The sequence below is a fragment of the Pseudomonas beijingensis genome (assembly GCF_030687295.1).
In the GTDB taxonomy this organism is placed as follows: Bacteria; Pseudomonadota; Gammaproteobacteria; order Pseudomonadales; family Pseudomonadaceae; genus Aquipseudomonas; species Aquipseudomonas beijingensis.
In genome coordinates this window covers 4,378,427-4,400,539 of the sequence record NZ_CP117425.1, presented here as the reverse complement: position 1 = coordinate 4,400,539, position 22,113 = coordinate 4,378,427, and the positions used below count along the sequence as shown (strand labels likewise).

General features: G+C 61.2%; 20 protein-coding genes. 7 read left to right on the top strand and 13 right to left on the bottom strand.

The genetic code is table 11. The annotated features are described in order from the left end of the window. Positions 1–14: 14 nt before the first annotated feature. The 3 genes from mexE to PSH84_RS19725 all read right to left on the bottom strand — a co-directional run bounded on the left by mexE (position 15) and on the right by PSH84_RS19725 (position 3,549). Entirely contained in the window at positions 15–1,268 is a 1,254-nt protein-coding gene (gene mexE, locus PSH84_RS19735) for a multidrug efflux RND transporter periplasmic adaptor subunit MexE (RefSeq protein WP_122567360.1), read from the bottom strand. Positions 1,269–1,603: 335 nt separating this feature from the next. Next, complete coding sequence (locus PSH84_RS19730; RefSeq protein WP_122567361.1) at positions 1,604–2,368, bottom strand: substrate-binding periplasmic protein; 765 nt, start codon at positions 2,366–2,368, stop codon at positions 1,604–1,606. Between the two features lie 293 nt (positions 2,369–2,661). Further along, positions 2,662–3,549 carry a LysR family transcriptional regulator gene (locus PSH84_RS19725; RefSeq protein ID WP_305481638.1) on the bottom strand — a complete coding sequence of 296 codons (888 nt, stop codon included), beginning with the start codon at positions 3,547–3,549 and terminating at the stop codon, positions 2,662–2,664. Between the two features lie 101 nt (positions 3,550–3,650). Here PSH84_RS19725 and PSH84_RS19720 point away from each other — a divergent pair, with 101 nt between their 5' ends. The 4 genes from PSH84_RS19720 (at position 3,651) to PSH84_RS19705 (ending at position 7,024) form a co-directional block, all read left to right on the top strand. Beyond that, entirely contained in the window at positions 3,651–4,076 is a 426-nt protein-coding gene (locus PSH84_RS19720; protein WP_305467113.1) for a VOC family protein, read from the top strand. A gap of 100 nt (positions 4,077–4,176) precedes the next feature. Beyond that, positions 4,177–4,797: a TetR/AcrR family transcriptional regulator gene (locus PSH84_RS19715; protein WP_122567364.1), complete on the top strand. Its 621-nt coding sequence runs from the start codon at positions 4,177–4,179 to the stop codon at positions 4,795–4,797. A gap of 97 nt (positions 4,798–4,894) precedes the next feature. Next, entirely contained in the window at positions 4,895–5,707 is an 813-nt protein-coding gene (locus tag PSH84_RS19710) for a thioesterase family protein (protein WP_305467111.1), read from the top strand. A gap of 45 nt (positions 5,708–5,752) precedes the next feature. Further along, positions 5,753–7,024 carry an OmpP1/FadL family transporter gene (locus PSH84_RS19705; RefSeq protein ID WP_305481637.1) on the top strand — a complete coding sequence of 424 codons (1,272 nt, stop codon included), beginning with the start codon at positions 5,753–5,755 and terminating at the stop codon, positions 7,022–7,024. A 198-nt stretch (positions 7,025–7,222) separates the two neighbouring features. Here PSH84_RS19705 and PSH84_RS19700 read toward each other — a convergent pair whose 3' ends face one another. Continuing rightward, complete coding sequence (locus PSH84_RS19700) at positions 7,223–8,008, bottom strand: SDR family NAD(P)-dependent oxidoreductase (RefSeq protein WP_305481636.1); 786 nt, start codon at positions 8,006–8,008, stop codon at positions 7,223–7,225. A 59-nt stretch (positions 8,009–8,067) separates the two neighbouring features. Further along, entirely contained in the window at positions 8,068–9,528 is a 1,461-nt protein-coding gene (locus tag PSH84_RS19695) for an efflux transporter outer membrane subunit (protein ID WP_305481635.1), read from the bottom strand. 213 nt (positions 9,529–9,741) lie between these two features. On the opposite strand from PSH84_RS19695, the gene PSH84_RS19690 reads away from it, so the two are divergent. From PSH84_RS19690 to fabF, 3 genes are read left to right on the top strand one after another with little or no spacing between them, the layout of a single operon-like run. Continuing rightward, complete coding sequence (locus PSH84_RS19690; RefSeq protein ID WP_305481634.1) at positions 9,742–10,851, top strand: efflux RND transporter periplasmic adaptor subunit; 1,110 nt, start codon at positions 9,742–9,744, stop codon at positions 10,849–10,851. After that, positions 10,848–13,928: an efflux RND transporter permease subunit gene (locus PSH84_RS19685; protein WP_305481633.1), complete on the top strand. Its 3,081-nt coding sequence runs from the start codon at positions 10,848–10,850 to the stop codon at positions 13,926–13,928. Before PSH84_RS19690 ends, PSH84_RS19685 begins: the two co-directional genes overlap by 4 nt. A gap of 42 nt (positions 13,929–13,970) precedes the next feature. Further along, positions 13,971–15,263: a beta-ketoacyl-ACP synthase II gene (gene fabF, locus PSH84_RS19680; RefSeq protein WP_305467107.1), complete on the top strand. Its 1,293-nt coding sequence runs from the start codon at positions 13,971–13,973 to the stop codon at positions 15,261–15,263. Positions 15,264–16,162: 899 nt separating this feature from the next. Here fabF and PSH84_RS19675 read toward each other — a convergent pair. The 8 genes from PSH84_RS19675 to PSH84_RS19640 form a co-directional block, all read right to left on the bottom strand. After that, positions 16,163–16,987, bottom strand: a complete 825-nt coding sequence (locus PSH84_RS19675) for a DUF4198 domain-containing protein (RefSeq protein WP_305481632.1) — start codon at positions 16,985–16,987, stop codon at positions 16,163–16,165. 8 nt (positions 16,988–16,995) lie between these two features. Further along, entirely contained in the window at positions 16,996–17,271 is a 276-nt protein-coding gene (locus tag PSH84_RS19670) for a hypothetical protein (RefSeq protein ID WP_305481631.1), read from the bottom strand. Positions 17,272–17,341: 70 nt separating this feature from the next. Then, positions 17,342–18,337 carry a metal ABC transporter solute-binding protein, Zn/Mn family gene (locus PSH84_RS19665; protein WP_305481630.1) on the bottom strand — a complete coding sequence of 332 codons (996 nt, stop codon included), beginning with the start codon at positions 18,335–18,337 and terminating at the stop codon, positions 17,342–17,344. Beyond that, the gene (locus tag PSH84_RS19660) at positions 18,334–19,239 is read right to left on the bottom strand and encodes a metal ABC transporter permease (protein WP_305481629.1); all 906 of its coding nucleotides are present in this window, start codon (positions 19,237–19,239) and stop codon (positions 18,334–18,336) included. The genes PSH84_RS19665 and PSH84_RS19660 overlap by 4 nt, the downstream gene beginning before the upstream one ends. Next, entirely contained in the window at positions 19,236–19,916 is a 681-nt protein-coding gene (locus PSH84_RS19655) for a metal ABC transporter ATP-binding protein (RefSeq protein ID WP_240998472.1), read from the bottom strand. The genes PSH84_RS19660 and PSH84_RS19655 overlap by 4 nt, the downstream gene beginning before the upstream one ends. 14 nt (positions 19,917–19,930) lie before the next feature. Further along, positions 19,931–20,863: a metal ABC transporter solute-binding protein, Zn/Mn family gene (locus PSH84_RS19650; RefSeq protein ID WP_305481628.1), complete on the bottom strand. Its 933-nt coding sequence runs from the start codon at positions 20,861–20,863 to the stop codon at positions 19,931–19,933. Continuing rightward, positions 20,860–21,594 (bottom strand): DUF6162 family protein, encoded by a 735-nt coding sequence (locus tag PSH84_RS19645; protein WP_305481627.1) that lies wholly within the window; start codon positions 21,592–21,594, stop codon positions 20,860–20,862. Before PSH84_RS19645 ends, PSH84_RS19650 begins: the two co-directional genes overlap by 4 nt. Beyond that, a complete protein-coding gene (locus tag PSH84_RS19640) occupies positions 21,594–22,082 on the bottom strand; it encodes a DUF6644 family protein (protein WP_305481626.1) in 489 nt (162 codons plus the stop codon). The genes PSH84_RS19645 and PSH84_RS19640 overlap by 1 nt, the downstream gene beginning before the upstream one ends. Positions 22,083–22,113: the final 31 nt, after the last annotated feature.

Genomic DNA, 22,113 nt, shown 5'->3' with positions numbered 1-22,113 from the left:
TTGGATTCAGTCCCTTAACCGCGTGGGGTCGCAGCGGCCAGTTTGCCTGCCGAGCTTGACGCAGCCTTGGATGGCGCGACTTGGGGCAGGTTGCTGGCTTCGAGCGCTTTACGTTGTTGTGCCAGGGCGGCAATGGTTTCGTCGCTGGCCATCGGCACGGTTTCAGGCGTGACCGGTGCGCCCGGACGAGCCCGTTGCAGCCCCTTGACGATGATGGTGTCGTCCTTGCTCAGGCCGCTGCGCACGATGCGCAGCCCTTCGATCTTCGGCCCAAGCTCGACGGCGCGGTAGGCCGGCTTGTTGTCGGCGTCCATCACCAGCACGAACTTCTTGCCCAGGTCGGTGCCCACGGCTTCGTCGTTGATCAGCACGGCGGCGTAGGTGCCGCTGCCCACCAGCTTCAGGCGGGCGTACAGCCCAGGGGTGTAGGCGCCATCCTTGTTGTCGAACACGGCGCGACCACGGATGGTGCCGGTTTGCGGGTTGACCTGATTGTCGACGAAGTTCATCTGGCCCAGGTGCGGATTGCCGTCCTCGTTGGACAGGCCCATGTAGACCGGCGTGGCCTGGCCGCGCTGGCCCTGGCGGGCGAGTTGGGTGTACTTGAGGAAGACACGCTCGTCGGCGTCGAAGTAGGCGTAGACCTTGTCGGTGGACACGACGCTGGTCAGCGGCGTGACATCGGCGGTCACCAGGTTGCCGGCGGTGATGGCCGCCCGGCTGACGCGACCACTGATGGGCGAGGTGACACGGGTGAAGCTCAGGTTCAGCTTGGCCAGATCCAACTGCGCCTGGATGGCCGCGGCGGCGGCACGGGCCTCCTGGGCGGCGCTGGTGCGCGAATCCGCCAGCTCGGCGGAAATGGCGTTGCTCAAGCGCAGGCGTTCACCACGCTGGGCTTCGTTCTCGCTGCGGGTGGCGGTGGCGCGGGCTTGGGCCAGTTGGGCTTCGAGACGACGGACTTCAGCCTGGAAGGGGCGTGGGTCGATCTGGAACAACAGGTCGCCTTTCTTGACCAGCGCGCCTTCGGTGAAGGCCACTTCGTCGATCTGCCCGGAAACCCGCGGGCGGATCTCGACGGTTTCTGGCGCCTCGAGGCGGCCGGTGAACTCATCCCATTCGTTGACAGGCTGCTCCAACACCTTGGCCACACTGACTTTGGCCGGCGGCATGGACGCTGCCGTGTCAGGAGTCTTGCCGCAGGCGCTCATCACCAGCACCGCCAGCAGCGCGAGGGGAAAACGCAGTTTTGAAAGTGAATGTTCCATGGATAGCATCCGCCAATGTATTGAGAATGGGCGGATGATGCGTGGCGCAAGAGACAGGAACGAATCGAATGAAGCAAAGGTAACTATCATTCAGAATGATATAAGCCATCGATGAGGGCTCTAGTCCGGGCAATAATGCTCACTTTGGAGCATCGATGACCCTGTGGCGAGGGAGCTTGCTCCCGCTTGAGCGCAAAGCGCTCACAAAGAAGGACTGCTACGCAGCCCAGCGGGAGCAAGCTTCCTCGCCACAATGACCCCGCCAGTCTTGGGTGAGTGCTTGGATTGAGTGAGGGTCTTGATTCTTTTCCATCAAATGTATTGATGGTTGCGTTCTATTGCGGCAAATAAAGGTCATGGACCCGCTTGACGGTCCCATCCGCCCGAAGCGCTTCAACCGCTTCGCGCAAATGCTCGACCATTTTCGGCGAGCATTGCTTTGAACAGGCCAGGTAAAGGTCGGCGCTGCTGCCAACCGTGCTCATGAGCAGCTTGCGCTTGGACACCTTGGGCCAGATGTATCGACTTTCCGGCACGCCGTTGAACCAGGCATCGATACGCCCCATCAACAGCATCTGGGCGGGGTTGTCACCGATGGCCAGTGGATAGATCTGCTCATCGCTGAACCCTTCGCTGCGCAGGATATCTTCCTGTGCACTGCCCAGGCCGACACCGATCTTGCGGTAGGTTTCTTTCGCTTGGGTAAAGCTGCTCACCCGCCGTTCGAGGCTGAAAAAGGCTCGCTCCATGGGCATGATCGAGGCGATCCAGGTGAAGCGATCCTCACGAGAGGGGATGCGCGAGAGGGGGGTGATCAAGTGATCATGTTCTTCACTGACGTGTTTCTGTGCCCGGGCCCAGGGAAGCACATGGATTTTTACGGTGTATCCGGCCTTGGTCATGGCCGCCACGGCGACATCGCCCACGATTCCGTGGCCCCTGGGGTCGTTGACGAATGTCAGCGGCGGTGCGTCGAGAATGTGCAGTTCAATTTCCAAGGGTTCAGCGCCCGTGTTGTGCACAACGAGCAGCGGTATCAATAGACAAAGCCTGGATAGCGCCTTAGTGGGAACATTCAAAACGCGTTTGCTCGGGCTCATGATCGATACTTCAGGCATTGGGACAGTGGGGCGCATTCTACGGGGCGGCGCCGGGAACAGCGTGCTGCAGGCCGATTTTATGTGATGCAGCGCACCTAAAGCGGGGGCGCCACAGTCGTTTTATCTGGACACGCCAACCTGTTGCCTTGGCCTGACTGCGTGTACCTGAAGGTATAGATCATCCCGCCGACAAAAGCCTTGAGTCTTGCAAGTTGATGCTGGATTACGGCGGTCAATTTCAACGATGGTCAACGCTTGGTTGTGGTAAAGAAGACAGGGGCCAACGCTGCGAACTATGGGGTTGGCCCACCGTTGACCCGAGCGTGCTCCGCAATCAGCTGCACCAGGATCCCCGCCGGTTCGGCAACGCTCTGTCGAGTCCGATGGACGAGGCCGACCTCACGGTGGAAGGTATGCTCCGCGAGGTCGAGCGCGCGAACCCCCGTCGGCCATTGGTGATGGGTTGCGGTTTGCGGCACCAGGGCCACACCCACGCCGTTTTCAACCAGCTTGATGATGGCCTCCAATTCATCCAGCTCGCTGACTTCATGCAAGGCAAAGTGCATCTTGCGCAGGAAGCGATCCACCTGCCGACCACCGAACGAGGCGCGGTCATAACGAATGAAGGGTTGGCTACCAAGCAGTTCGGCCCAGTCTTCGCCCGGTAGCGCGCTCGGCACGATCAGTCGATACGGCTCGAGTGCCAGGGTCATCCAGCACAAATCGTTTTGCAGCGAGAAAGGCGGGCGGATGATGGCGGCCATGTCGATTTCACCGGCATCCACCAGGTTGATCAACTCCATCGACACGCCAGGCAGCACCCGCGTGCGGCACTGCGGACACTGTTGGTGAAACCGGGCGAGGGTGTCAGGCAGGTAAGAGCGTTGCACCGAAGCGATGGCGCCAATGTTCACCAGAACGTTGGGGGCAAGTCCGGCTGGGCTTGCGCCAAGATTGTCGTAGAGGCGTAGCAACTCTTGCGCCTGCAAGAGTATTTGGTGACCCATTCGGTTGAGGTGGGCCGAGCGTCCTTTGCGGTCGAAGATCTCGAAGCCAAGTTCGGCCTCCAGGCGCTGGATCTGCGCGCTGACAGCTGCCTGGGTGAGGCCGATTTTATGCCCGGCGGCAGCGAAAGTACCTTCCCGGGCCACGACGATAAGGGTCTTGAGTTCTTTGATCATTCACAAATATTAATTGTGCTCATGAGAAATATATATTGATTTTATTGCTGCGAGCCCGGCCTTACGATGACCCGGTCCTTACAAAAGCAACAGGAGCCGTGATGAGCCTTTCTCCCTTCCACCTTGCAATCCCTGTTTACGACCTTCCAGGCGCCCGGGCCTTTTACGGCGAAGTCTTTGGATTGCAGGAGGGCCGCTCCAGTGCCCAGTGGGTCGACTTCAACTTCTATGGTCATCAGTTGGTCATCCATGAACAGCCAAAGACCGCTGCCCAAGAGAGCGTGCACAGCAACCCGGTAGATGGGCACGACGTGCCTGTTCCTCACTTCGGCATCATTTTGGGCTGGCAGGAATGGGAGGCGCTGGCCGAACGGCTGAAATCCTTTGGTACCGAGTTCGTCATCGAGCCGTACATACGTTTCAAAGGGCAGGTGGGGGAGCAGGCCACGATGTTTCTGTTCGATCCCTGCGGTAATGCCCTCGAATTCAAGGCGTTCAAGGATATGAGCCAGCTCTTCGCTAAATAAAAGGAAGGGTATACCGGTGGCTTGGTAGCGCTCAGGTTGTGACGCTATTGCAGAGCGGTCACAAGTTGTCAACTATCCTCAGGATGCGTAAGCTGCCTCCATGAACCAGCCATCCTTACCTTCGCCCAGTACCCGCGGCCCAGCCGATCATGACATTCGCAACCAGATTGTCGCGGCGGCCAACGAGCATTTCAGTCAATACGGTTATGGCAAGACCACGGTCTCCGACCTGGCTAAGGCCATCGGGTTTTCCAAGGCCTACATCTACAAGTTCTTCGACTCCAAGCAGGCGATCGGCGAGGCCATCTGCAGTCAGTGCCTGGCCGAAATCGTCGCGGCGGTGGAACAGGCCATCAGCGAAGACGGCCTTTCAGCGACGGAGCGCTTTCGCCGTCTGGTCAAGGCCCTGATCACCACGGGCGTGAACCTGTTTTTCAATGACCGCAAGCTCTATGACATTGCGGCATTTTCCGCGTCGGAGCGTTGGCCCAGTTCGCAGGTCTATAACGAGCGGATCAAGAGCTTCGTACTGCAGATCGTGCGTGAAGGGCGGGAACTTGGGGAGTTCGAACGCAAGACACCATTGGACGAAACCGTCGACGCGATCCATCTGGCGCTGCGGCCGTTCGTCAATCCCCTGTTGTTGCAGTACAACCTCGATTACGTCGAGGAGGCTCCCACGCTCACCTGCAATCTCATCTTGCGTAGCCTCATGCCTTAAGCTTGCTCACCGACTCACATTTCTATTCTTGCGGCCTGATGGCCGCTTTTATTTATCTGGATTGTGACTGTTGACATAAATGGTCACATGAATAAGCATGGCGCATCTGCTCTTAGCCTGGGGCGTCGGTATGACGAGCTTTGCCAAATTGCTGCAGCAATTCGATCCGGACGCAGCCTTTGTGGCTCCGCCCAACTGGCAGCAGGGTCGTACCATGTTTGGTGGCTTGTCAGCGGCTCTGTCGCTGCAGGCGGTCTTGCGGGAACGTCCGGCGGATTTCCCTCCGTTCAAGTCCGCGCAGGTGTCGTTCATCGCGCCGGTGACGCAGGCCCAGACTTTCGCAGTAAGCGTGTTGCGCCAAGGACGCTCAGTCACTTCGGTATCCGTCGACTGCCTGTCAGGCGATGATCTTGCCTTGCGCTCGGTTCTGCTGTTCGCCCAGCCACGGGCGAGCAGGATTACTCATGACGCCTGGGGCCGGCCGTTTGTGGAGGGACCGTCCCGCTACGCCACCCTGGCGCTGGACAGCAAGATTGCTCCGGCTTGCGCCTATAACTTCGAGATGCGTCCTGCAGGCGGTTCGCTGCCGGTGTCCGGTGCTGACAGTCCTGAACTATTGATGTGGGTACGTCATCTGGATGCCCAGGGCGTAGACCCGGCAGTTGCCTTGATCGCGCTGGCTGACAGTTTGCCGCCGGCCGCGATGACCTGCTTTACCGAACCCGCTGCCATCAGCTCCGCGTCCTGGATGATTGACCTGCCGCAGCCAGCCGTTGCCGGTGAATGGTTTCTTGTCAGCTCTTTCAGTCAGCAGGCGCTGGAAGGGTACTCGCTACAGGACATGGAAATATGGGACGAAAGCGGCCGCCGCGTGCTTTGGGCGCGTCAGACGGTGGCCATTTTTACCTAGCACAAACAAGCCTTATCCAGACAGCCGTTCCCAGAGTCCCAAATAATGAAAAAAATAATGCTAAAGGCCCCCGTGGGCCTCGCCGTTGCGTTCGCCACTTCTCATGTGTTCGCGAGCGGTTTTGCCCTCAATGAACAGAGCGTCAGCGGGATGGGGTCCGGGTTTGCCGGTCGCTCATCGTCGGCCGAGGACGCAAGTACCGTTTTCGGTAACCCCGCGGGTATGTCTCGCCTGAAATCAGAACAGGTCAGCCTGGGGGCAGCGACGCTTTTCGCGAAGAATGACATCAGCCAGACCCGCAGTACCTTTGGCGGCCAGGAAGACGGCGACGTCGTGCCCACGACTACGGTGCCCATGGGTTACTACGTCAAGCCCATCGATGAACATTGGGCGTTCGGCGTGGGTTTCTATGTGCCGTTCGGTCTGATTACCGATTACGGCAGCGACTTTGCCGGGCGCTACTACGGCAACAAAAGCGAGGTCACGACACTCACGTTCCAGCCCACTATCAGTTACGCCTTCAATGACCGGATTTCGATCGGGTTCGGCCCGACGATCAACCGTATCAGTGGCGAGATAACAGGCACCGTGCCCAACCCACTGAGCCCGGGCCGCAATGACGGAAAACTCAAAAGCAACGGCGACGACACCGCGCTCGGTTTCAATGCCGGTGTCCTGGTGCAGGCGACGGATCGAACCCGTGTGGGATTGACCTACCATTCCAAGGTCAGTTACCACTTGGATGCCAAGACCAAGGTCAGCAATGGCATCTTCAGCGTGATAGGGCTCAGCGGTCGCAGCTATGACGCTTCGCTGGATGTGGACACCCCGGAGTCCGTGGACCTCTCGGTCACTCACCAGCTTGACGATGATTGGACCTTGTATGCGGGCAGTACCTGGACACGCTGGAGTCGCTTCAAGGAGTTGACCATCGAGAACAGCGGCTTGCCGCCTTTATTGAGCGGCTCGCTGGGCACCATTACCGAAGAGCAGAACTGGCACGATACGTGGGCTCACGCGATTGGTACGTCGTATCAGTTGAATAATCAGTGGGTGCTGCGCGCAGGCTTCTCGGTCGACCAGTCGCCCGCCAACAACAGCAACCGTGGGCCACGTATTCCTACCGGCGACCGAAAAATTGTCAGCTTCGGTGCCGGCTGGACGCCAATGGACGATGTCACGATCGATGTTGCTTATTCTTATCTGTGGGAAGAGAGCGTACGGGTCAACGAAACCTCGCCGGCCAGAGGTGCCTACAGCGCTAAGTACAAGAACAGCGCGAGCGGTTTTGGTACTTCAGTCAGTTATCGCTTCTGATCGATTGTCGCTCTAAAGGTCGGGAGAAGGGTAATGCTGTCACTTAAGGATGTGGAACGTTAGTTTCGACCAATTGGATTGGGTACATATCCGTTACCGCAGCAACGGATATGTACCCAATCCAACCCCAAAAAAAGCAGCGCCCCCCTCGGAAATGCGGCCCTGACGTTTCCAGGGTAAAGCAGTTTCTCCGCCCGCTCAGACACCCATGATGCGTGCCATCAGGCCCTGGTGAAACCAGCGCGGCGTGGCCCAGGTCAAGACGGTGATTGCCTTGTTGCCAAGCCCCGGAACGACGCTTATGCGTCCGGCTTGCAGCGCGCGGATGCCTGCGCGCACAACAGGCTGGGGTTGCATCATCACCCTTTTCAAAACCGGTGTGATTTTTTGTCTGGCGCTTTCTGCAAATCCGGTGTCCGACATGCCCGGGCAAAGAGCTGTCACGGCGATGCCATCGCTTTTGAGTTCGCGATGAAGCGCTTCAGAGAAGCGCAGCACGTAGGCTTTTGCGGCAGAGTAAACGGCGAAGTTCTTTACGCCCTGAAAGGACAGCAGGCTCGCGACCATAAGGATGTGTCCACGTTGCCGAATTCGCATGTCAGCTGCGAAGAGGTGGGTCAGGGCTGTCACGCTGGCAATGTCCACGGCGATCATCGCCAGCGAGTGGTCCAGGGACTGAGCCAGGAAAGGCCCCTGTAAGCCATGGCCTGCATTGTTGATGAGCACATCGATCACGATATTGCGCTCTTTCAGTCGCGCATGCAGTTCGATGATCGCGGGGATCGAGGACAGGTCTACTTGTTCGACGAGCACATCAACGTGGAAACGTTCGCGCAACTGCGCTGACAATGCTTCGAGCCTATCCAACCGGCGCGCCACCAGGACGAGTGATTTTCCCTGTGCTGCGTATTGCCGCGCAAACTCTTCGCCAAATCCGCTTGAGGCGCCGGTGATGAGCACCCAAGAGCGTTCGTTAGGTTTCATATCGTTGGTCTCGGGTTAGTCAACTGAAAGAGAGGGGAACAACGTTGTGTTTGGTCTAGTCAGCGAGTCGCCACCGACTGGGGCTCGGAAGGTTGCCAGCCACCGCCCAGCGCCCTGAATGCCGCCACTGCCGCCCGTGCCGATTCCGTGCGTGCTTGCGCCCGGGCATCGGAGACTTGCAACAGGGTCGCGTCGGCATTCAAAACATCGATCAGGCTGGCTGCGCCTTTCTGATAGCCAATGAATGACGATTGGCGAGCTTGGGCCAACGACGTTTCGCCCTGGGTGAGGGTGCTCGCCTGGGATTCTCGATTCACCAGCGCGGAAAACGCGTTCTCGACGTCCTCGGTGGCGCGCAGCACGGACTGGCGGTAAGCCGCCAGCGCTTCGGCTTCCTTGCCCTTGGCCTGGTCGATTTGCGCGTTGATGCGGCCAAAGTCGAAGAGTCTCCAACGCAAGCCCAGCGCGCCCGCTGCCTGGCTGGCATCACCGGTGAAAAGGTTGCCGGCGGAAACCGCCGTGGCACTGCCCAGCAACGCGCTGAGGGAAAATTTCGGGTAGTACTCGGCGACGGCCTCGCCGATACGCGCATTGGAGGCAACGAGACGGCGCTCGGCGACGATCAGGTCTGGTCGGCGGCGCAGCAGATCGGCGGGGGTTCCCATGGCGGTTATCTGGGGCGCCAGAGGAACGCCGTGCCCATTTTTCAGTTGACTGCGATGAGTGCCGGGCGCCGTGCCAAGCATGACATCCAGGGCATTCATGGCCGCATCCAGGCCGGTCTGCAGCACGGGCACCGTCGCCTGGACCTGCGAAAGGGTGCCCTCGACCTGATGAACCTGATAGTTGGCGGCGAGGCCCTTGCTGTAGAGCAACTGGACTTTTTCCAACAGATCCTGCCGTGTCCTGACTTGTCGGTTGGCAATGTCCAACCGCGCCTGCAATCCACGGGCAGTGATGTAGAGGTCGGCGGTCTGCGCGGCGACGGCCAGGCGTGTGGCCGCGACACCGGCCTCGCTGGCCTGGTACTCAGCCAATGCCGCTTCGCGTCCGCGGCGCATGCCGCCAAAGAGGTCCAGCTCCCAACTGGCGCCCAGATTGAGCTCGTAGGCGCTACCGTAGCGATCATATCCAGGCGTCGAGTCCAGCACCTGGCCAAGGGGCGTTTCCACGGACTGGTAGGCACGCGCAGCCTGGCCGTTGATGTTTGCGGAAGGCAACAACGCGGCACTGGCGGCACCCAGGCCAGCCCGTGCCTGGGTGACGCGAGCCGATGCCTGCGCCAAGTCCAGATTTTGCTCAAGTGCCTTGGCAATCAGCTCGCTGAGCACTGGATCGGCAAACCCTTCCCACCACATGGCGAGGTTGGCTGATGTCGCGGCGGACCTCTGTTCGACAGACGTCTGGCCCAGGTAACGATGGGTGAGCGCGGTGTCCGGACGATGGTAATCCGGACCGACCGTACAGCCTGCCATCAAGCTGAGGCTCACCAACCAGATAGCGGGGCGTAGGGGCGACATTGGGACTCCTGGAGTCATGTTGGGGTTTGTGACCATATTATATTGTAGTCACTATCTGTCAATGGTCGTTCACCAGGTGAAGCTGTAGGAGAGTTTAAGAGATAGGGGCAGATGGTCTTGATGTAAGGCATGAGTTGTTTTGTGACCATTGACAGTAATGGTCACGAGACTGAGAATGCGGCTTCTGTCCTCATCTGCCCAAAAAGGGAACCTATGCGCCGGCTCCGACCTGTCACCTTTGCCGCTTGCTTGTTGCCGCTCGTCCTGACGGCGTGTGGTGATTCTTCCACCGCTAAAGATCCGCGCACGCTTGCCCCCTTGGTGCGGGTCGCTGAAGTCCAGGGTTCGTCCGACGCCTCGCGTTCTTTTACCGGCGTCGTGGCGGCGCGTGTCCAGAGTGACCTGGGCTTTCGGGTGTCGGGCAAAGTGCTCGAGCGTCTGGTCGATACCGGGCAGGCCGTTAAGCGTGGTCAGCCGCTCATGCGTCTCGACCCCATCGATTTAGGGTTGCAAGCACGAGCGCAGCAAGAAGCTGTCGCTGCCGCCAAAGCTCGAGCCAAACAGACCGCCGATGACGAGGCGCGTTATCGCGACCTGGTTGCTGCCGGTGCCATTTCCGCCTCGGGCTACGACCAGATCAAAGCCGCCGCCGATACCGCCAAGGCGCAACTCAGCGCCGCGCAGGCGCAGGCTGACGTGGCCCGCAACGCGTCCGGCTATGCCGTGCTGCTCGCCGATGCCGACGGTGTAGTGATGGACACGCTGGCCGAGCCCGGGCAAGTCGTCAGTCCCGGGCAAACCGTGGTTCGACTGGCGCGGGCGGGGCAGCGCGAAGCCATTGTGCAATTGCCCGAAACCCTTCGGCCCGCCGCAGGCTCCACCGCCCAGGCGACGCTTTATGGCGCCACCGGGGGGGCTGTGACCGCGAAACTGAGGTTGCTGTCGGATTCGGCCGACCGCGTGACGCGCACCTTCGAGGCGCGCTATGTGCTCGAGGGCGCGTTGGCCAATGCACCGTTGGGAGCGACCGTCACGTTGCGTATCGCCGAAGGCACCGCGCAGCGGCAGACGCTGCAAGTGCCGATCGCCGCCATTTATGACGCGGGCAATGGTACGGGTGTATGGGTCATTGACGGCGAGCCGGCGAAAGTCACCTGGCGCCCTGTGCAAGTCCTGGGGCTGAGCGACGACGCCGCGCGAGTCACCGGCCCTCTCAATGTTGGCGAGCGTATTGTCGGGCTCGGCGCCCATCTGTTGCGTGAAGGTGAGGAAGTGCGGCTGGCGCAACCGGGTGATGTGAAGGTTGCCGGGGGCCGTCCATGAGCCTCAACCTGTCGGCACTCGCCGTGCGCGAGCGCTCCATTACCGTGTTTCTGATTTTCCTGATTGCCGTCGCGGGGACCTTGGCGTTCTTCCAGTTGGGGCGTGCCGAGGACCCGCCGTTCACGGTCAAGCAGTTGACCGTCATCACCGCATGGCCGGGCGCGACTGCTCAGGAGATGCAGGATCAGGTTGCCGAGCCTCTTGAAAAACGCTTGCAGGAACTGAAGTGGTACGACCGCACGGAAACCTACACCCGTCCCGGTCTGGCCTTCACCATGGTGTCGCTGGTCGATCGCACGCCACCTTCGCAGGTGCAGGAGGAGTTCTATCAGGCGCGCAAAAAACTCCAGGACGAGGCGCTCAAGTTGCCGGCGGGCGTCATTGGGCCGATGGTCAATGACGAGTTTTCCGATGTGACGTTCGCGCTGTTCGCCCTGAAAGCCAAGGGGGAGCCGCAACGGCTACTGGTGCGTGATGCCGAAGCGTTGCGCCAGCGCCTGTTGCACGTGGCAGGGGTGAAAAAAGTCAACATCATCGGCGAGCGGGCCGAACGCATCTTTATTTCCTTCTCCCATGATCGGCTGGCCACCTTGGGCGTTTCTCCCCAGGACATCTTCGCGGCGTTGAATAGCCAGAACGCGCTCACGCCCGCCGGATCGATCGAAACCAACGGACCGCAGGTCTTCCTGCGGGTCGATGGCGCCTTCGATAAATTGGCGAAAATTCGTGACACGCCCCTGGCGATTCAGGGCCGCACCCTCAAGCTCTCGGATGTGGCGACCGTCGAGCGCGGTTATGAAGATCCGGCCACGTTCCTGGTGCGCAATAACGGCGAAGAAGCGCTGTTGCTGGGTGTCGTGATGCGTGAAGGTTGGAACGGCCTGGACCTGGGCAAGGCCCTGGATGCGCAGACGACCAAGATAAATGAAGGCATGCCACTGGGCATGACGTTGACCAAGGTCACCGATCAAGCCGTGAACATCGACTCGGCTGTCGGTGAGTTCATGGTCAAGTTTTTTGTCGCGCTGCTGGTTGTAATGCTCGTTTGCTTTCTCAGCATGGGCTGGCGTGTAGGTGTTGTGGTCGCAGCCGCCGTGCCGTTGACACTGGCGATAGTGTTTGTGGTGATGGCGGCCACCGGAAAGAACTTTGACCGCATCACCCTTGGGTCGCTGATCCTGGCGCTCGGGTTGTTGGTGGACGACGCCATCATCGCCATCGAAATGATGGTGGTGAAGATGGAGGAGGGCTACGACCGGATCAAGGCTTCCGCCTATGCCTGGAGCCACACGGCCGCACCGATGCTGTCCGGTACGCTGGTGACGGCGATCGGATTCATGCCCAACGGCTTCGCGCAATCGACCGCCGGTGAGTACACCAGCAACATGTTCTGGATCGTCGGCATTGCGCTGATCGCTTCCTGGGTGGTGGCGGTGGCGTTTACCCCTTACCTGGGGGTGAAGCTGTTGCCGGATATCAAGCAGGTCGAGGGCGGCCACGCCGCCATCTACAACACTCGCCATTACAATCGTTTTCGCCAGGTCCTGACCCGCGTCATCGCCCGCAAATGGTGGGTAGCCGGCACGGTGGTGGTGACATTTGTCGTGGCGATTCTGGGCATGGGCCTGGTCAAGAAACAGTTCTTCCCGACCTCCGACCGCCCGGAGGTGCTGATCGAAGTGCAAATGCCCTATGGAACCTCCATCGAGCAGACCAGCGCCGCCACCGCCAAGGTCGAGGCCTGGCTGCAGAAACAGGACGAGGCGAAAATCGTCACGGCCTACATCGGCCAGGGCGCGCCTCGCTTCTACCTGGCGATGGCGCCGGAACTGCCCGATCCATCGTTCGCCAAGATCGTGGTGTTGACCGACAGCCAGGAAGCACGCGAGACCCTCAAGTTCCGTCTCCGCGAGGCGGCGGCCGAGGGGCTTGCCCCGGAAGCGCGGATCCGGGTGACGCAACTGGTGTTCGGTCCGTATTCGCCGTTTCCGGTTGCTTACCGAGTGATGGGGCCTGATCCGTCGAAACTGCGCGAGATCGCGGAGCAGGTCCAAGGCATCATGCAAGCGAGCCCGCTGATGCGAACCGTCAATACCGACTGGGGACCACTGACGCCGACATTGCATTTCACCCTGGACCAGGATCGGTTGCAGGCGGTAGGCCTGACCTCAAATGCCGTTGCGCAGCAATTGCAGTTTCTGCTGGCGGGCGTGCCGATCACGGCGGTTCGCGAAGACATCCGTTCGGTGCAGGTGGTTGGTCGTGCGGCCGGTGACATTCGTCTCGATCCGGCCAGGATCGAGGGCTTTACCTTGGTGGGTGCGGCGGGCCAGCGCATTCCTCTGTCCCAGGTGGGTGAGGTCGATGTACGCATGGAGGATCCGATTCTTCGTCGGCGTGACCGCACCCCGACCATGACCGTACGCGGCGACATTGCCGAAGGCTTGCAGCCACCGGACGTCTCGAGCGCGATCATCAAGTCTCTGCAACCGGTCATCGACGCGCTGCCGGGCGGCTACCGGATCGAGCAGGCGGGCGCCATCGAGGAGTCAGGCAAGGCCGGCAAGGCGATCGTGCCGCTGGTGCCGATCATGGTGGCCCTGACCCTGCTGATCATCATCGTGCAGGTGCGTTCGATCTCGGCGATGATCATGGTGTTCCTCACCGCGCCCCTGGGCCTGATTGGCGTGGTGCCGACGTTGCTGATCTTCCAGCAGCCGTTCGGGATCAACGCCCTGGTCGGTCTGATCGCACTTTCGGGCATCCTGATGCGTAACACGCTGATCCTGATCGGGCAGATCCATCACAACAAACAAGAGGGGCTGGAGCCCTTCCAGGCGGTCATCGAAGCCACGGTGCAGCGGGCCCGTCCGGTGCTGCTGACGGCGCTGGCGGCCATCCTGGCCTTTATTCCGCTGACGCACTCGGTGTTCTGGGGCACGCTGGCCTACACACTGATCGGCGGCACGTTCGTCGGCACCATCATGACGCTGGTGTTCCTACCGGCGATGTATGCCATCTGGTTCAAGATCCGTCCCGACCGTCCAACGCACATCCCGGCAGCACCGTTGGCGTAAGCCAGCACTTTAAACGTCGATTGAGCAACGAAGAGGTTTGAAATGATGACTTCCCAAGGTCAAAAACGCATAGTCGTCACCGGCGTGGGCATTGTCGGTCCGCTGGGCTGTGGCGTGGAAGAGGTCTGGCAGCGGTTGTTGGCCGGGCGCTCGGGCATTCGTCTGCTGTCTGGTGATATCACCGAGGGGACGGGTGTGGCCGTGGGCGGCCAGGTGCCGTCGCTGGAGGAGGACGCCACCGCCGGTTATGACCCGGAGCGCACCATCCCGGCCAAGGATCGCAAGAAGATGGACCGCTTCATCGAGTTCGCGCTGGTGGCGGCTGAAGAGGCGTTGCAACAGGCCGGCTGGCAACCGACCGATGCCCAAGACCAGGAGCGGACGGCGACCATTATTTCCTCGGGCGTGGGTGGCTTTGGCACGATTGCCGATGCCGTGCGCACCACCGATGCCCGTGGTCCGCGCCGATTGTCACCGTTCACGGCACCGGCCTTCCTGGCGAACATGGCGGCCGGGCAGGTGTCCATTCGGCACGGTTTCAAAGGGCCGCTCGGCGCGCCGGTCACCGCCTGTGCCGCCGGGGTGCAAGCCATTGGCGATGCGGCCAGGCTCATCAGGAGCGGTGAGGCCGACATCGCCGTATGCGGAGGGACGGAAGCGGCGATAGACCGTGTGACCCTGGGGTGTTTTGCCGCCGCTCGGGCCTTGTCCACTGGGTTTGCCGAGCGCCCGCAAGAGGCCTCGCGTCCGTTCGATCGTGATCGCGATGGCTTTGTCATGGCCGAGGGGGCGGGGTTGCTGGTCATCGAGTCCTTGGAGCACGCCCTCGCACGTGGCGCCAAGCCCCTGGCGGAGTTGGTGGGTTATGGCACCAGCGCCGATGCTTACCACCTGACGGCAGGCCCGGAAGACGGCAACGGCGCCCGGCGCGCGATGGAGCAGGCGCTGCGCCAGGCCGCGGTCAGCCCTGCCGATGTGCAGCATATCAATGCCCATGCGACGTCGACTCAAGTTGGCGATAACGGTGAGCTGGCGGCGATTCGCTCGGTGTTCGGGCGCGATTCCGATGTGGCGATCACCTCCACCAAGTCCGCCACCGGGCATCTGTTGGGGGCGGCTGGTGGTATCGAGGCTATTTTTACGGTGTTGGCGCTTCGGGACCAGATCGTTCCGCCTACCCTGAATCTGGTTCATCCTGATGAGGCGGCTGCGGGGCTTGATCTGGTTGGCCTGGAGGCGAGGAAGATGCCGATGACCCATGCGCTTTCCAATGGGTTCGGGTTTGGTGGGGTTAATGCCAGCGTGTTGTTTCGGCGTTGGGAGCCTGTGGTTTGAGTGGGGGCTTGGGAGCGGTGTGTATATCCGTTTTTTGCGTAACGGCTGCTTATGGTTCCGCTCTTACAGCGGGTCACTTTCGAAAAGCCCGGAAGCCGGCCCAGTCGAAAGTAACCAAAGCGCTTTTGCCCCACCACTCGGTGCCTCGCTAGGGCTCGGCATGCCTGAACGAAGGCATCGTGGTTAACGGGGCGCCCGAGATCAACGTCCTCCACGAGGCGGCCTGATAGCCGACCTGGTTCTGGGTGACCGCGCTCCTCCTGTGGGAGCGAGCCTGCTCGCGATGAGGCCGGCACATCCAACATCTTCATTGACTGAACCACCGCTATCGCGAGCAAGCTCGCTCCCACACTGGATTTTCAGTAGACACAAAGTTTCATGTACGCCTGGCTTTCCTGTGGGAGCGGGCTTGCCCGCGAAGAGGCCGGCACATCCAACATCTTCATTGACTGAACCACCGCTATCGCGAGCAAGCTCGCTCCCACACTGGATTTTTAGACACAAAGTTTCATGTACGCCTGGCTTTCCTGTGGGAGCGGGCTTGCCCGCGAAGAGGCCGGCACATCCAACATCTTCATTGACTGAACCACCGCCATCGCGAGCAAGCTCGCTCCCACACTGGATTTTCAGTAGACACAAAGTTTCATGTACGCCTGGCTTTCCTGTGGGAGCGGGCTTGCCCGCGAAGAGGCCGGCACATTCAACATCTTCATTGACTGAACCACCGCCATCGCGAGCAAGCTCGCTCCCACGCTGGATTTCAGTAGACACAAAGTTTCATGTACGCCTGGCTTTCCTGTGGGAGCGGGCTTGCCCGCGATGAGGCCGGTAGGCCCAATACCCATGTGACTAAACCACCGCCATCGCGAACATGAGCTTTGGGGGGGCGCTGCATCGGGTCACTTCATGTCCCTGACCTGCACCCACAGCACCGCGTCTTGCGACAGGGGTTTGCCCTTGTGGGTTTTCGTTGCGCCGATGTCGAGCGCCGCAATGCCCCACCAGCCGGCCCGGGGCAGGCCGATGGTCACGATGCCTTGGGCGTCCGAGTAGGTACTCTGGGCTTTGAATGAAGCTTGGGGGGCCGTGACGTAGTCTTGTCCGCCGAAGGCGTTTTTCTCGAGATCAACGGAATGGTTGACGTATTCGATTTCGATTTCGGCGAACGGCACAGGTTTTCCGCCGGCCAGTACCACGGCGCGGAACACACCGCCCGTCCAGTTGGCATAAGGCTTGTTCAATGGCTGGATCTCAACCGGCAACCCTTGTGGTTCTGCCCAGTTGCTGGGGACTCCGCCCACGTTCACGATCAGCTTGGTGAACTGCTGGATGTAGATGTCTTCCTCGGTTTCCAGGTAGGGCTCGGGTTCGAGTACGAAGATATGGTCACCCAATGTACGCACCAACTCCTTTGGAATCGAGGCACGATAGGCCCTCGTTCGGTTGTCGCGACTCTGCCATTCGACGGGGCGCAAGTATTTGCGCAGATCTATTTTTTCCTCGCCGTGGGCGCTGGTGTGGCTGAAGGCGCGAGGTTCATCCATGGTCATGGTGGGGCCGCCGGAGAAGGGGTGGGTGAACACCAGCGCGAACTCGAGTTTTTCCGCGCGCTGCAGCGCCGTTTCCTCAAGGTAGAGCATCTGGAAATGGGCCTGTGCAGCGCCGGTCAAACCAGTGAATGTGGTCGCGGCCAGGGCCTGGAGCAGTTTGCGTTTGAACGTCATGGTCGTTTTCACCTTGAAATGTCGGAAGACTGAATCGTGATCTCATGGCCGGCTCCGCCGAAGAACACCACGGAGTAGCTCCCAGCGGGAGGCTGGAATGTGTAGGTGTTGTCCTTGTCGACCTCGCCTTGGAGCAACACCTTGTTGCTCGGGTCCTGGACATGGATTTGCCTGCCGGCGGCCGAGCTGCCGTCGGTGAAGCCCGCCTCGCACGTCACCCGGTTATCGCCCTCGATGTAGCAATCGAAAACGGGGCCGTGGGCGAAGGCTGCCTGACAGAACATCAAGGCGCCTGCCATCGGTATTCGCAGTATTGAACCTATGGGTTTCATAACGTCTCGCCGTCAAAATCGATCATTGGGGAAGGGGCTGACCATCGCCCCTCGTACTGTCATTGCCAGTCGTGGTGAAGGCCGTCAGCAAGGCCTCCAGGTTCGAACCCATGAGTGTTTCGTATCCGTTGGCCGTGTCGGCGAGCATTCCCGGGTTGCCCGTATCGAGGATCAGCAGCCGTGCGCCCCCGTCCTCGATGGCCTTGGCAATCCGGGCGTCCGGTGCCCACTTGTGGACCACCACGCGGATGTCACGCTCGCGCAGGTAGCGGGTCAGCGCGGCGCGATCGGCGTCGCTCCAGTCGAGGTCCTGGCGGACGAACCAGCCGTCGACAAAGATGCCGAACTCGCCGAACAGGTAGATGAACTCATTGGCCAGCGACAGCACGCGCAGATCCGGCACCGCCGTCAATCGGGTGCCGTAGTCGGCCTTGAGTTGGCGCAAGCGGCCTTCAAGTGCAGCGAGGTTGCGTTCTATCCGTGGCGCATCGGCGGGAGCCAGGCGTGCCAGGTCGGCGGCGATCAGCGCTGACATGCGCATGGCGTTGACGGGGCCGAGCCAGGCGTAGGGTGACGGGCCCTCATCGACATCGCCCGCGGCGGCCCAGGGAATGTCGTTCACTGGCGCGTGGGCCACGGCTACGCCGGGCTTGACGGTGTCCCATGAGCGCGAAGCATCGATCTCGACGATCCGCAGGTTGTGGCGGCGTGCCGTCGCATACAGCGGATCTGCGCGCCAGAGGCTGCTGAGGGTGACCACGGCTTCGGCCTGCTGGAACACCGCGGCGTCGAGGCGCGACAGCGCGTTGGCCTGGCTTTCCATGGGCACGGCTGCGTCCTTCGGAACACGGACGATCTCCAGGGACGTGCCGGCGCTGAGTACCGAGGTGAGCGCATACACAGCAGGCAATGCGACAAGCACGTGCTGCTGGCCGGTATCGGCAGCGGTCGAAAACGGGATGCCCAGCAGCAGCGCCAGCATCGTCAGCCAGGACCTATAGACCCCTTTTCTATTCATACGCTGGCCCCCCTGAACCGGGATGCGGTAGCGCGCATGACGGTGGTGGCGATGAACACCAGGGCGGCGACGATCACGATGGCGCCGCCCGTTGGTACGGGGATGTGGAATTGCATGGGGGCCAGGATGCCCACCACGCAGGAAAAGGTCGCAATCAGGACGGCTCGTGCGACCAGCCCCGGCAGCGACCGGCTGATGTTGCGTGCTGCCGCGGCCGGTATGAGCAGCAGGGCTTCGACGAGCACGGCACCGATGATCTTCAGGCAGGCAACCGTCACCAGGGTGACCAGCACGACAAACAGGTATTCGACGCTTCGCACCCGCACGCCACGCGCATGGGCCAGACTTGGATTGAGGCTGGCCAACAGCATGCCGTTGTACAGCGGCAACCCAAGCAGCGCGCACAGCGCCGTTACGCCAAGCAGCACGTTCATGTCGGTGTGGTCCACCGCCAGGATGGAACCGAACAGCACGCTTTCCATTACGTGGGTGTTGATCTTCGCCGACACGAACAGCAACAGCGAGGCCCCGACCGCCAGGGAGATGGACAGGAACACGCCGATCAGCGTGTCATTGGCCAATGTGGTGCGGTGCTGTGTGTACTTCAGCGTCAGGGCGAAGAGCAAGCAGAAGCCGAACATCGAGAAGTAGGGGGATGTGTAGGATTCGCCGATCAGCACGCCAATGGCGACGCCGGTCATCGCTGCATTACCGACGGACTGACTGAAGAACGCCATGCGCTTGATCATCACCATCGAGCCCAGTACGCCCAGCAGCGGGCCGATGAGCACGGCGCAGAGCAGCGCGTTGATCACGAACTCGTACTCGAACGGTTGCGACAGCAAGCTACTGGCGGCGAGCGCCTGCAGGTGGCTGCGAATGAAGTCGTATAGGGCGTTCATTGGGCGCCCTCCAACGAATGGGCGACCTGGTCGGGGGCGCCATGGAACAATACCCGCCGGTTGATCACGGTCACTGATTGGGCGATGCGCCGGACCTGTTCCAGGTCATGGTTGATCCACAGGATGGTGACCCCACGACCGTGCAATTCGGCCACCAGCGCCTCCACCAGCCGCACGCCCGGCTCGTCGATGCCAGCGGTCGGTTCGTCGAGAATCAACAGCCAGGGCGCCGGACTGATCGCCTGGGCCAGCAGCACGCGCTGGCGCTGGCCACCGGACAGGCTGCCAAAGGCTTTGGTGCCCATTCCGGCCACGCCGGTACGCGCCAGGGCCTCGGCATTGGCCGCCTTGGCGGCTCGGCTGGCGCCCAGGAAGGCCGGCCGGCGCTGACCAAGAAGCGCCATGAGATCGTTGACCGTCATCGGCAGGTTGCGGTCGAAGTCCGGCAATTGCGGGACATAGCCCATGGGTGTCGTCACCTCGCCCTCGAAGCGGACCGTCCCTGAATGCGGCATCTGGCCCAGCAGTGCGCGCACCAGTGACGTCTTGCCGCCGCCATTGGGACCGACGAGGCAGTGCAGCGCACCGGCTTCCACCCGAAAGCTGACGTCGTCGAGCACTTGCGTACCGCCCAGTTGCAGGGAAACGTGATCGAATACGATGGCGGGACCGCGCATGACTTGTTCCTCTTTCATCGCTGCGTAAACTCAACGGCTTCGGCCAAGGTCTCGAGGTTCTCGCGCATTGCCACCTCGAATTCCTCCGCGCTGTAGGCTGTGCCGGTGATGTGCGACAGCGCGAAGACTTTCACGCCGGTGGCGGCTTCGATCGGCTTGGCGAGGTCGAGTGAGAAGTTTTTTTCGGCGAACAGCACCCGAACATTGGCCTTCTTGATCGCGTCGAGGGTGTTGGCCAACTGGCGCGCCGTGGGTGCGACGCCATGACGAGGTTCGATCACGGCGCTCACGAACAGGCCGAACTCCTGCATCATGTAGTCGTAGCCGGCATGGGTCGTCGCACAGCGGAACGATGACAGATCCAGGGCGGCGAAGCGGGTCATGAAGCCGGCCCGTAATGCTCGGATGCGTGCGGCATAGGCGAGGGCGTTTTGTCGATACGCCGCAGCATTGTCCGGGTCCAGTTCCCCCAACCGGCGAGTGATCTCGAAGACCTGCTGTATCGCTGCCGTGGTGGATACGAAGGTGTGCGGATTGACCACCTTGGCGCCGCCCTGGTCACCGCCGATGGGAATCAGGGCCACTGAGGCATTGGCCTGGATGATCGGCAGCGTCGCCCCACGACCGGCAGCCTTGACGATCTGGAAGGCCCATTCATCGTGCCCGATGCCATTGACGACCAGGGCATCGAGCGTCATCGCGCGGGTGATGTCGTCCGGTTGCGGTTGATAGTTGTGCGGATTCGCTTGTGCCGGGATGAGCGCAACGACCTCGGCCCGATCACCGACGATATTCGCCACGAAACTGTAATAGGGGTGCAGGGTGACGCCGATCTTGAGCTTCTTGCCCAAGGGGGGCGTCGAGTCGGCGAGTGCGATGGCGGGTATCAGCACCAGCAGTGTCAGGCAACGGCGCCACAGTGTGCGGTATTTCGTAGAAACGGTCATGGCTGGTTTCCTTTAACGCGTTCGACTTCGCTGGCGCCGTCGTAAGGAATGACCTGACGCCAACCTTTGCCGACCAGCGATTCGGGCTTGACGATCCCGGGGTAGGGCGCATTCGGGTCGGGGTGGACCCAGATCGTTGCCTGGTTGGCCCACATGACGCCGGCATGGGCGTGTCCAATGACGAGCAGGTAGGCGCTCTGGCCGGGCGCGCGGCCGGCGGCGCCGTAGTAGACCGTCGCGCCCTGGCCCTGGGTGGCTTGCGACACTTCGTTGGTGGCCGGGGCAGCAGCGTCGTCTTCGTGCTCATCGACGGAACCGGCATGGGGCAGGTGGCCGCCAGGCAGGATCAACTGCCAATGCACCTCGCCGTTGGTCTTCCAGAAGGCGTCCCGGTAGAAGGGCGGCAGCAAAATTTCCTGGGCACGCTCCAGGGTGATCCAACCGCCGGTGTCGTTGTTGTTCCAGATGATTTCTTCACCGGCAGGCAGCAGGGCGCTGTGGATGGCCTGGTCGACCGCACCCAGGCCATCGAAGGAACGCACCTGCCAGCTCAAGGGCGTCGGCGGTCCGGCGTGCTGTGGGCGTAGCAGCACATAGCCTGTCACGCTGGCGATGATTGCCAGGGTCGCTAGTACCAGGGCCAGCGATTCCCAGTGGCCGGAAGCCGGGCGCACGACCTTGGTCGCGCCGTTGGCGTCAGCGCCGGGCCAGGTTCGCGACAGGCGCGCCATCAGACGAACCCGATCCAGCGGCCAAGGCCTATCACGCTCACCCACAGCGCCAACGAGCAGAATCCAGCGACACGGGCCTGGCCGGGAGGCGGCAGAGTCGTGTCCCATTCCTCGATTCGGCGATAGGCGCCCAAGTGGAAGATCCCCATGTTCAGGCCCGCCAGCACTAACACGCCCATCTTCCACAAGAACACGCTGTTTTGCGCATAGGTGGTGGCATTGGAAACGAACATGAGCAGACCGGTGATCACGCAGGCTGCGAAGGCAACCCAGGTGTAGGGCAGCAGTTCCTGGATCAGCCGGAGCGCGCTGCGACGATGGGAGGCGATGCCGAGCAGGCGCAAGTCGACAACGGCGATGGTCCCGAACACGAGGGCAATGCCGATCACGTGCACTGACTCCAGGTTTGGAAAAATGGAACCCGACTCTCTGATCTGGGCGGCGACAAAGGTGTCCTCGAGGGCTTGCAATATCGATTGGATGTCCATGGCAAATACCTGAAAAAAACATTGAAAACGC

What these genes read in the sequence shown, in the direction of transcription:
- mexE (WP_122567360.1), bottom strand. Translation starts at nt 1,268, where the DNA reads ATGGAACATTCACTTTCAAAACTGCGTTTTCCCCTCGCGCTGCTGGCG.
- PSH84_RS19730 (WP_122567361.1), bottom strand. Translation starts at nt 2,368, where the DNA reads ATGAGCCCGAGCAAACGCGTTTTGAATGTTCCCACTAAGGCGCTATCC.
- PSH84_RS19725 (WP_305481638.1), bottom strand. Translation starts at nt 3,549, where the DNA reads ATGATCAAAGAACTCAAGACCCTTATCGTCGTGGCCCGGGAAGGTACT.
- PSH84_RS19720 (WP_305467113.1), top strand. Translation starts at nt 3,651, where the DNA reads ATGAGCCTTTCTCCCTTCCACCTTGCAATCCCTGTTTACGACCTTCCA.
- PSH84_RS19715 (WP_122567364.1), top strand. Translation starts at nt 4,177, where the DNA reads ATGAACCAGCCATCCTTACCTTCGCCCAGTACCCGCGGCCCAGCCGAT.
- PSH84_RS19710 (WP_305467111.1), top strand. Translation starts at nt 4,895, where the DNA reads ATGGCGCATCTGCTCTTAGCCTGGGGCGTCGGTATGACGAGCTTTGCC.
- PSH84_RS19705 (WP_305481637.1), top strand. Translation starts at nt 5,753, where the DNA reads ATGAAAAAAATAATGCTAAAGGCCCCCGTGGGCCTCGCCGTTGCGTTC.
- PSH84_RS19700 (WP_305481636.1), bottom strand. Translation starts at nt 8,008, where the DNA reads ATGAAACCTAACGAACGCTCTTGGGTGCTCATCACCGGCGCCTCAAGC.
- PSH84_RS19695 (WP_305481635.1), bottom strand. Translation starts at nt 9,528, where the DNA reads ATGTCGCCCCTACGCCCCGCTATCTGGTTGGTGAGCCTCAGCTTGATG.
- PSH84_RS19690 (WP_305481634.1), top strand. Translation starts at nt 9,742, where the DNA reads ATGCGCCGGCTCCGACCTGTCACCTTTGCCGCTTGCTTGTTGCCGCTC.
- PSH84_RS19685 (WP_305481633.1), top strand. Translation starts at nt 10,848, where the DNA reads ATGAGCCTCAACCTGTCGGCACTCGCCGTGCGCGAGCGCTCCATTACC.
- fabF (WP_305467107.1), top strand. Translation starts at nt 13,971, where the DNA reads ATGATGACTTCCCAAGGTCAAAAACGCATAGTCGTCACCGGCGTGGGC.
- PSH84_RS19675 (WP_305481632.1), bottom strand. Translation starts at nt 16,987, where the DNA reads ATGACGTTCAAACGCAAACTGCTCCAGGCCCTGGCCGCGACCACATTC.
- PSH84_RS19670 (WP_305481631.1), bottom strand. Translation starts at nt 17,271, where the DNA reads ATGTTCTGTCAGGCAGCCTTCGCCCACGGCCCCGTTTTCGATTGCTAC.
- PSH84_RS19665 (WP_305481630.1), bottom strand. Translation starts at nt 18,337, where the DNA reads ATGAATAGAAAAGGGGTCTATAGGTCCTGGCTGACGATGCTGGCGCTG.
- PSH84_RS19660 (WP_305481629.1), bottom strand. Translation starts at nt 19,239, where the DNA reads ATGAACGCCCTATACGACTTCATTCGCAGCCACCTGCAGGCGCTCGCC.
- PSH84_RS19655 (WP_240998472.1), bottom strand. Translation starts at nt 19,916, where the DNA reads ATGCGCGGTCCCGCCATCGTATTCGATCACGTTTCCCTGCAACTGGGC.
- PSH84_RS19650 (WP_305481628.1), bottom strand. Translation starts at nt 20,863, where the DNA reads ATGACCGTTTCTACGAAATACCGCACACTGTGGCGCCGTTGCCTGACA.
- PSH84_RS19645 (WP_305481627.1), bottom strand. Translation starts at nt 21,594, where the DNA reads ATGGCGCGCCTGTCGCGAACCTGGCCCGGCGCTGACGCCAACGGCGCG.
- PSH84_RS19640 (WP_305481626.1), bottom strand. Translation starts at nt 22,082, where the DNA reads ATGGACATCCAATCGATATTGCAAGCCCTCGAGGACACCTTTGTCGCC.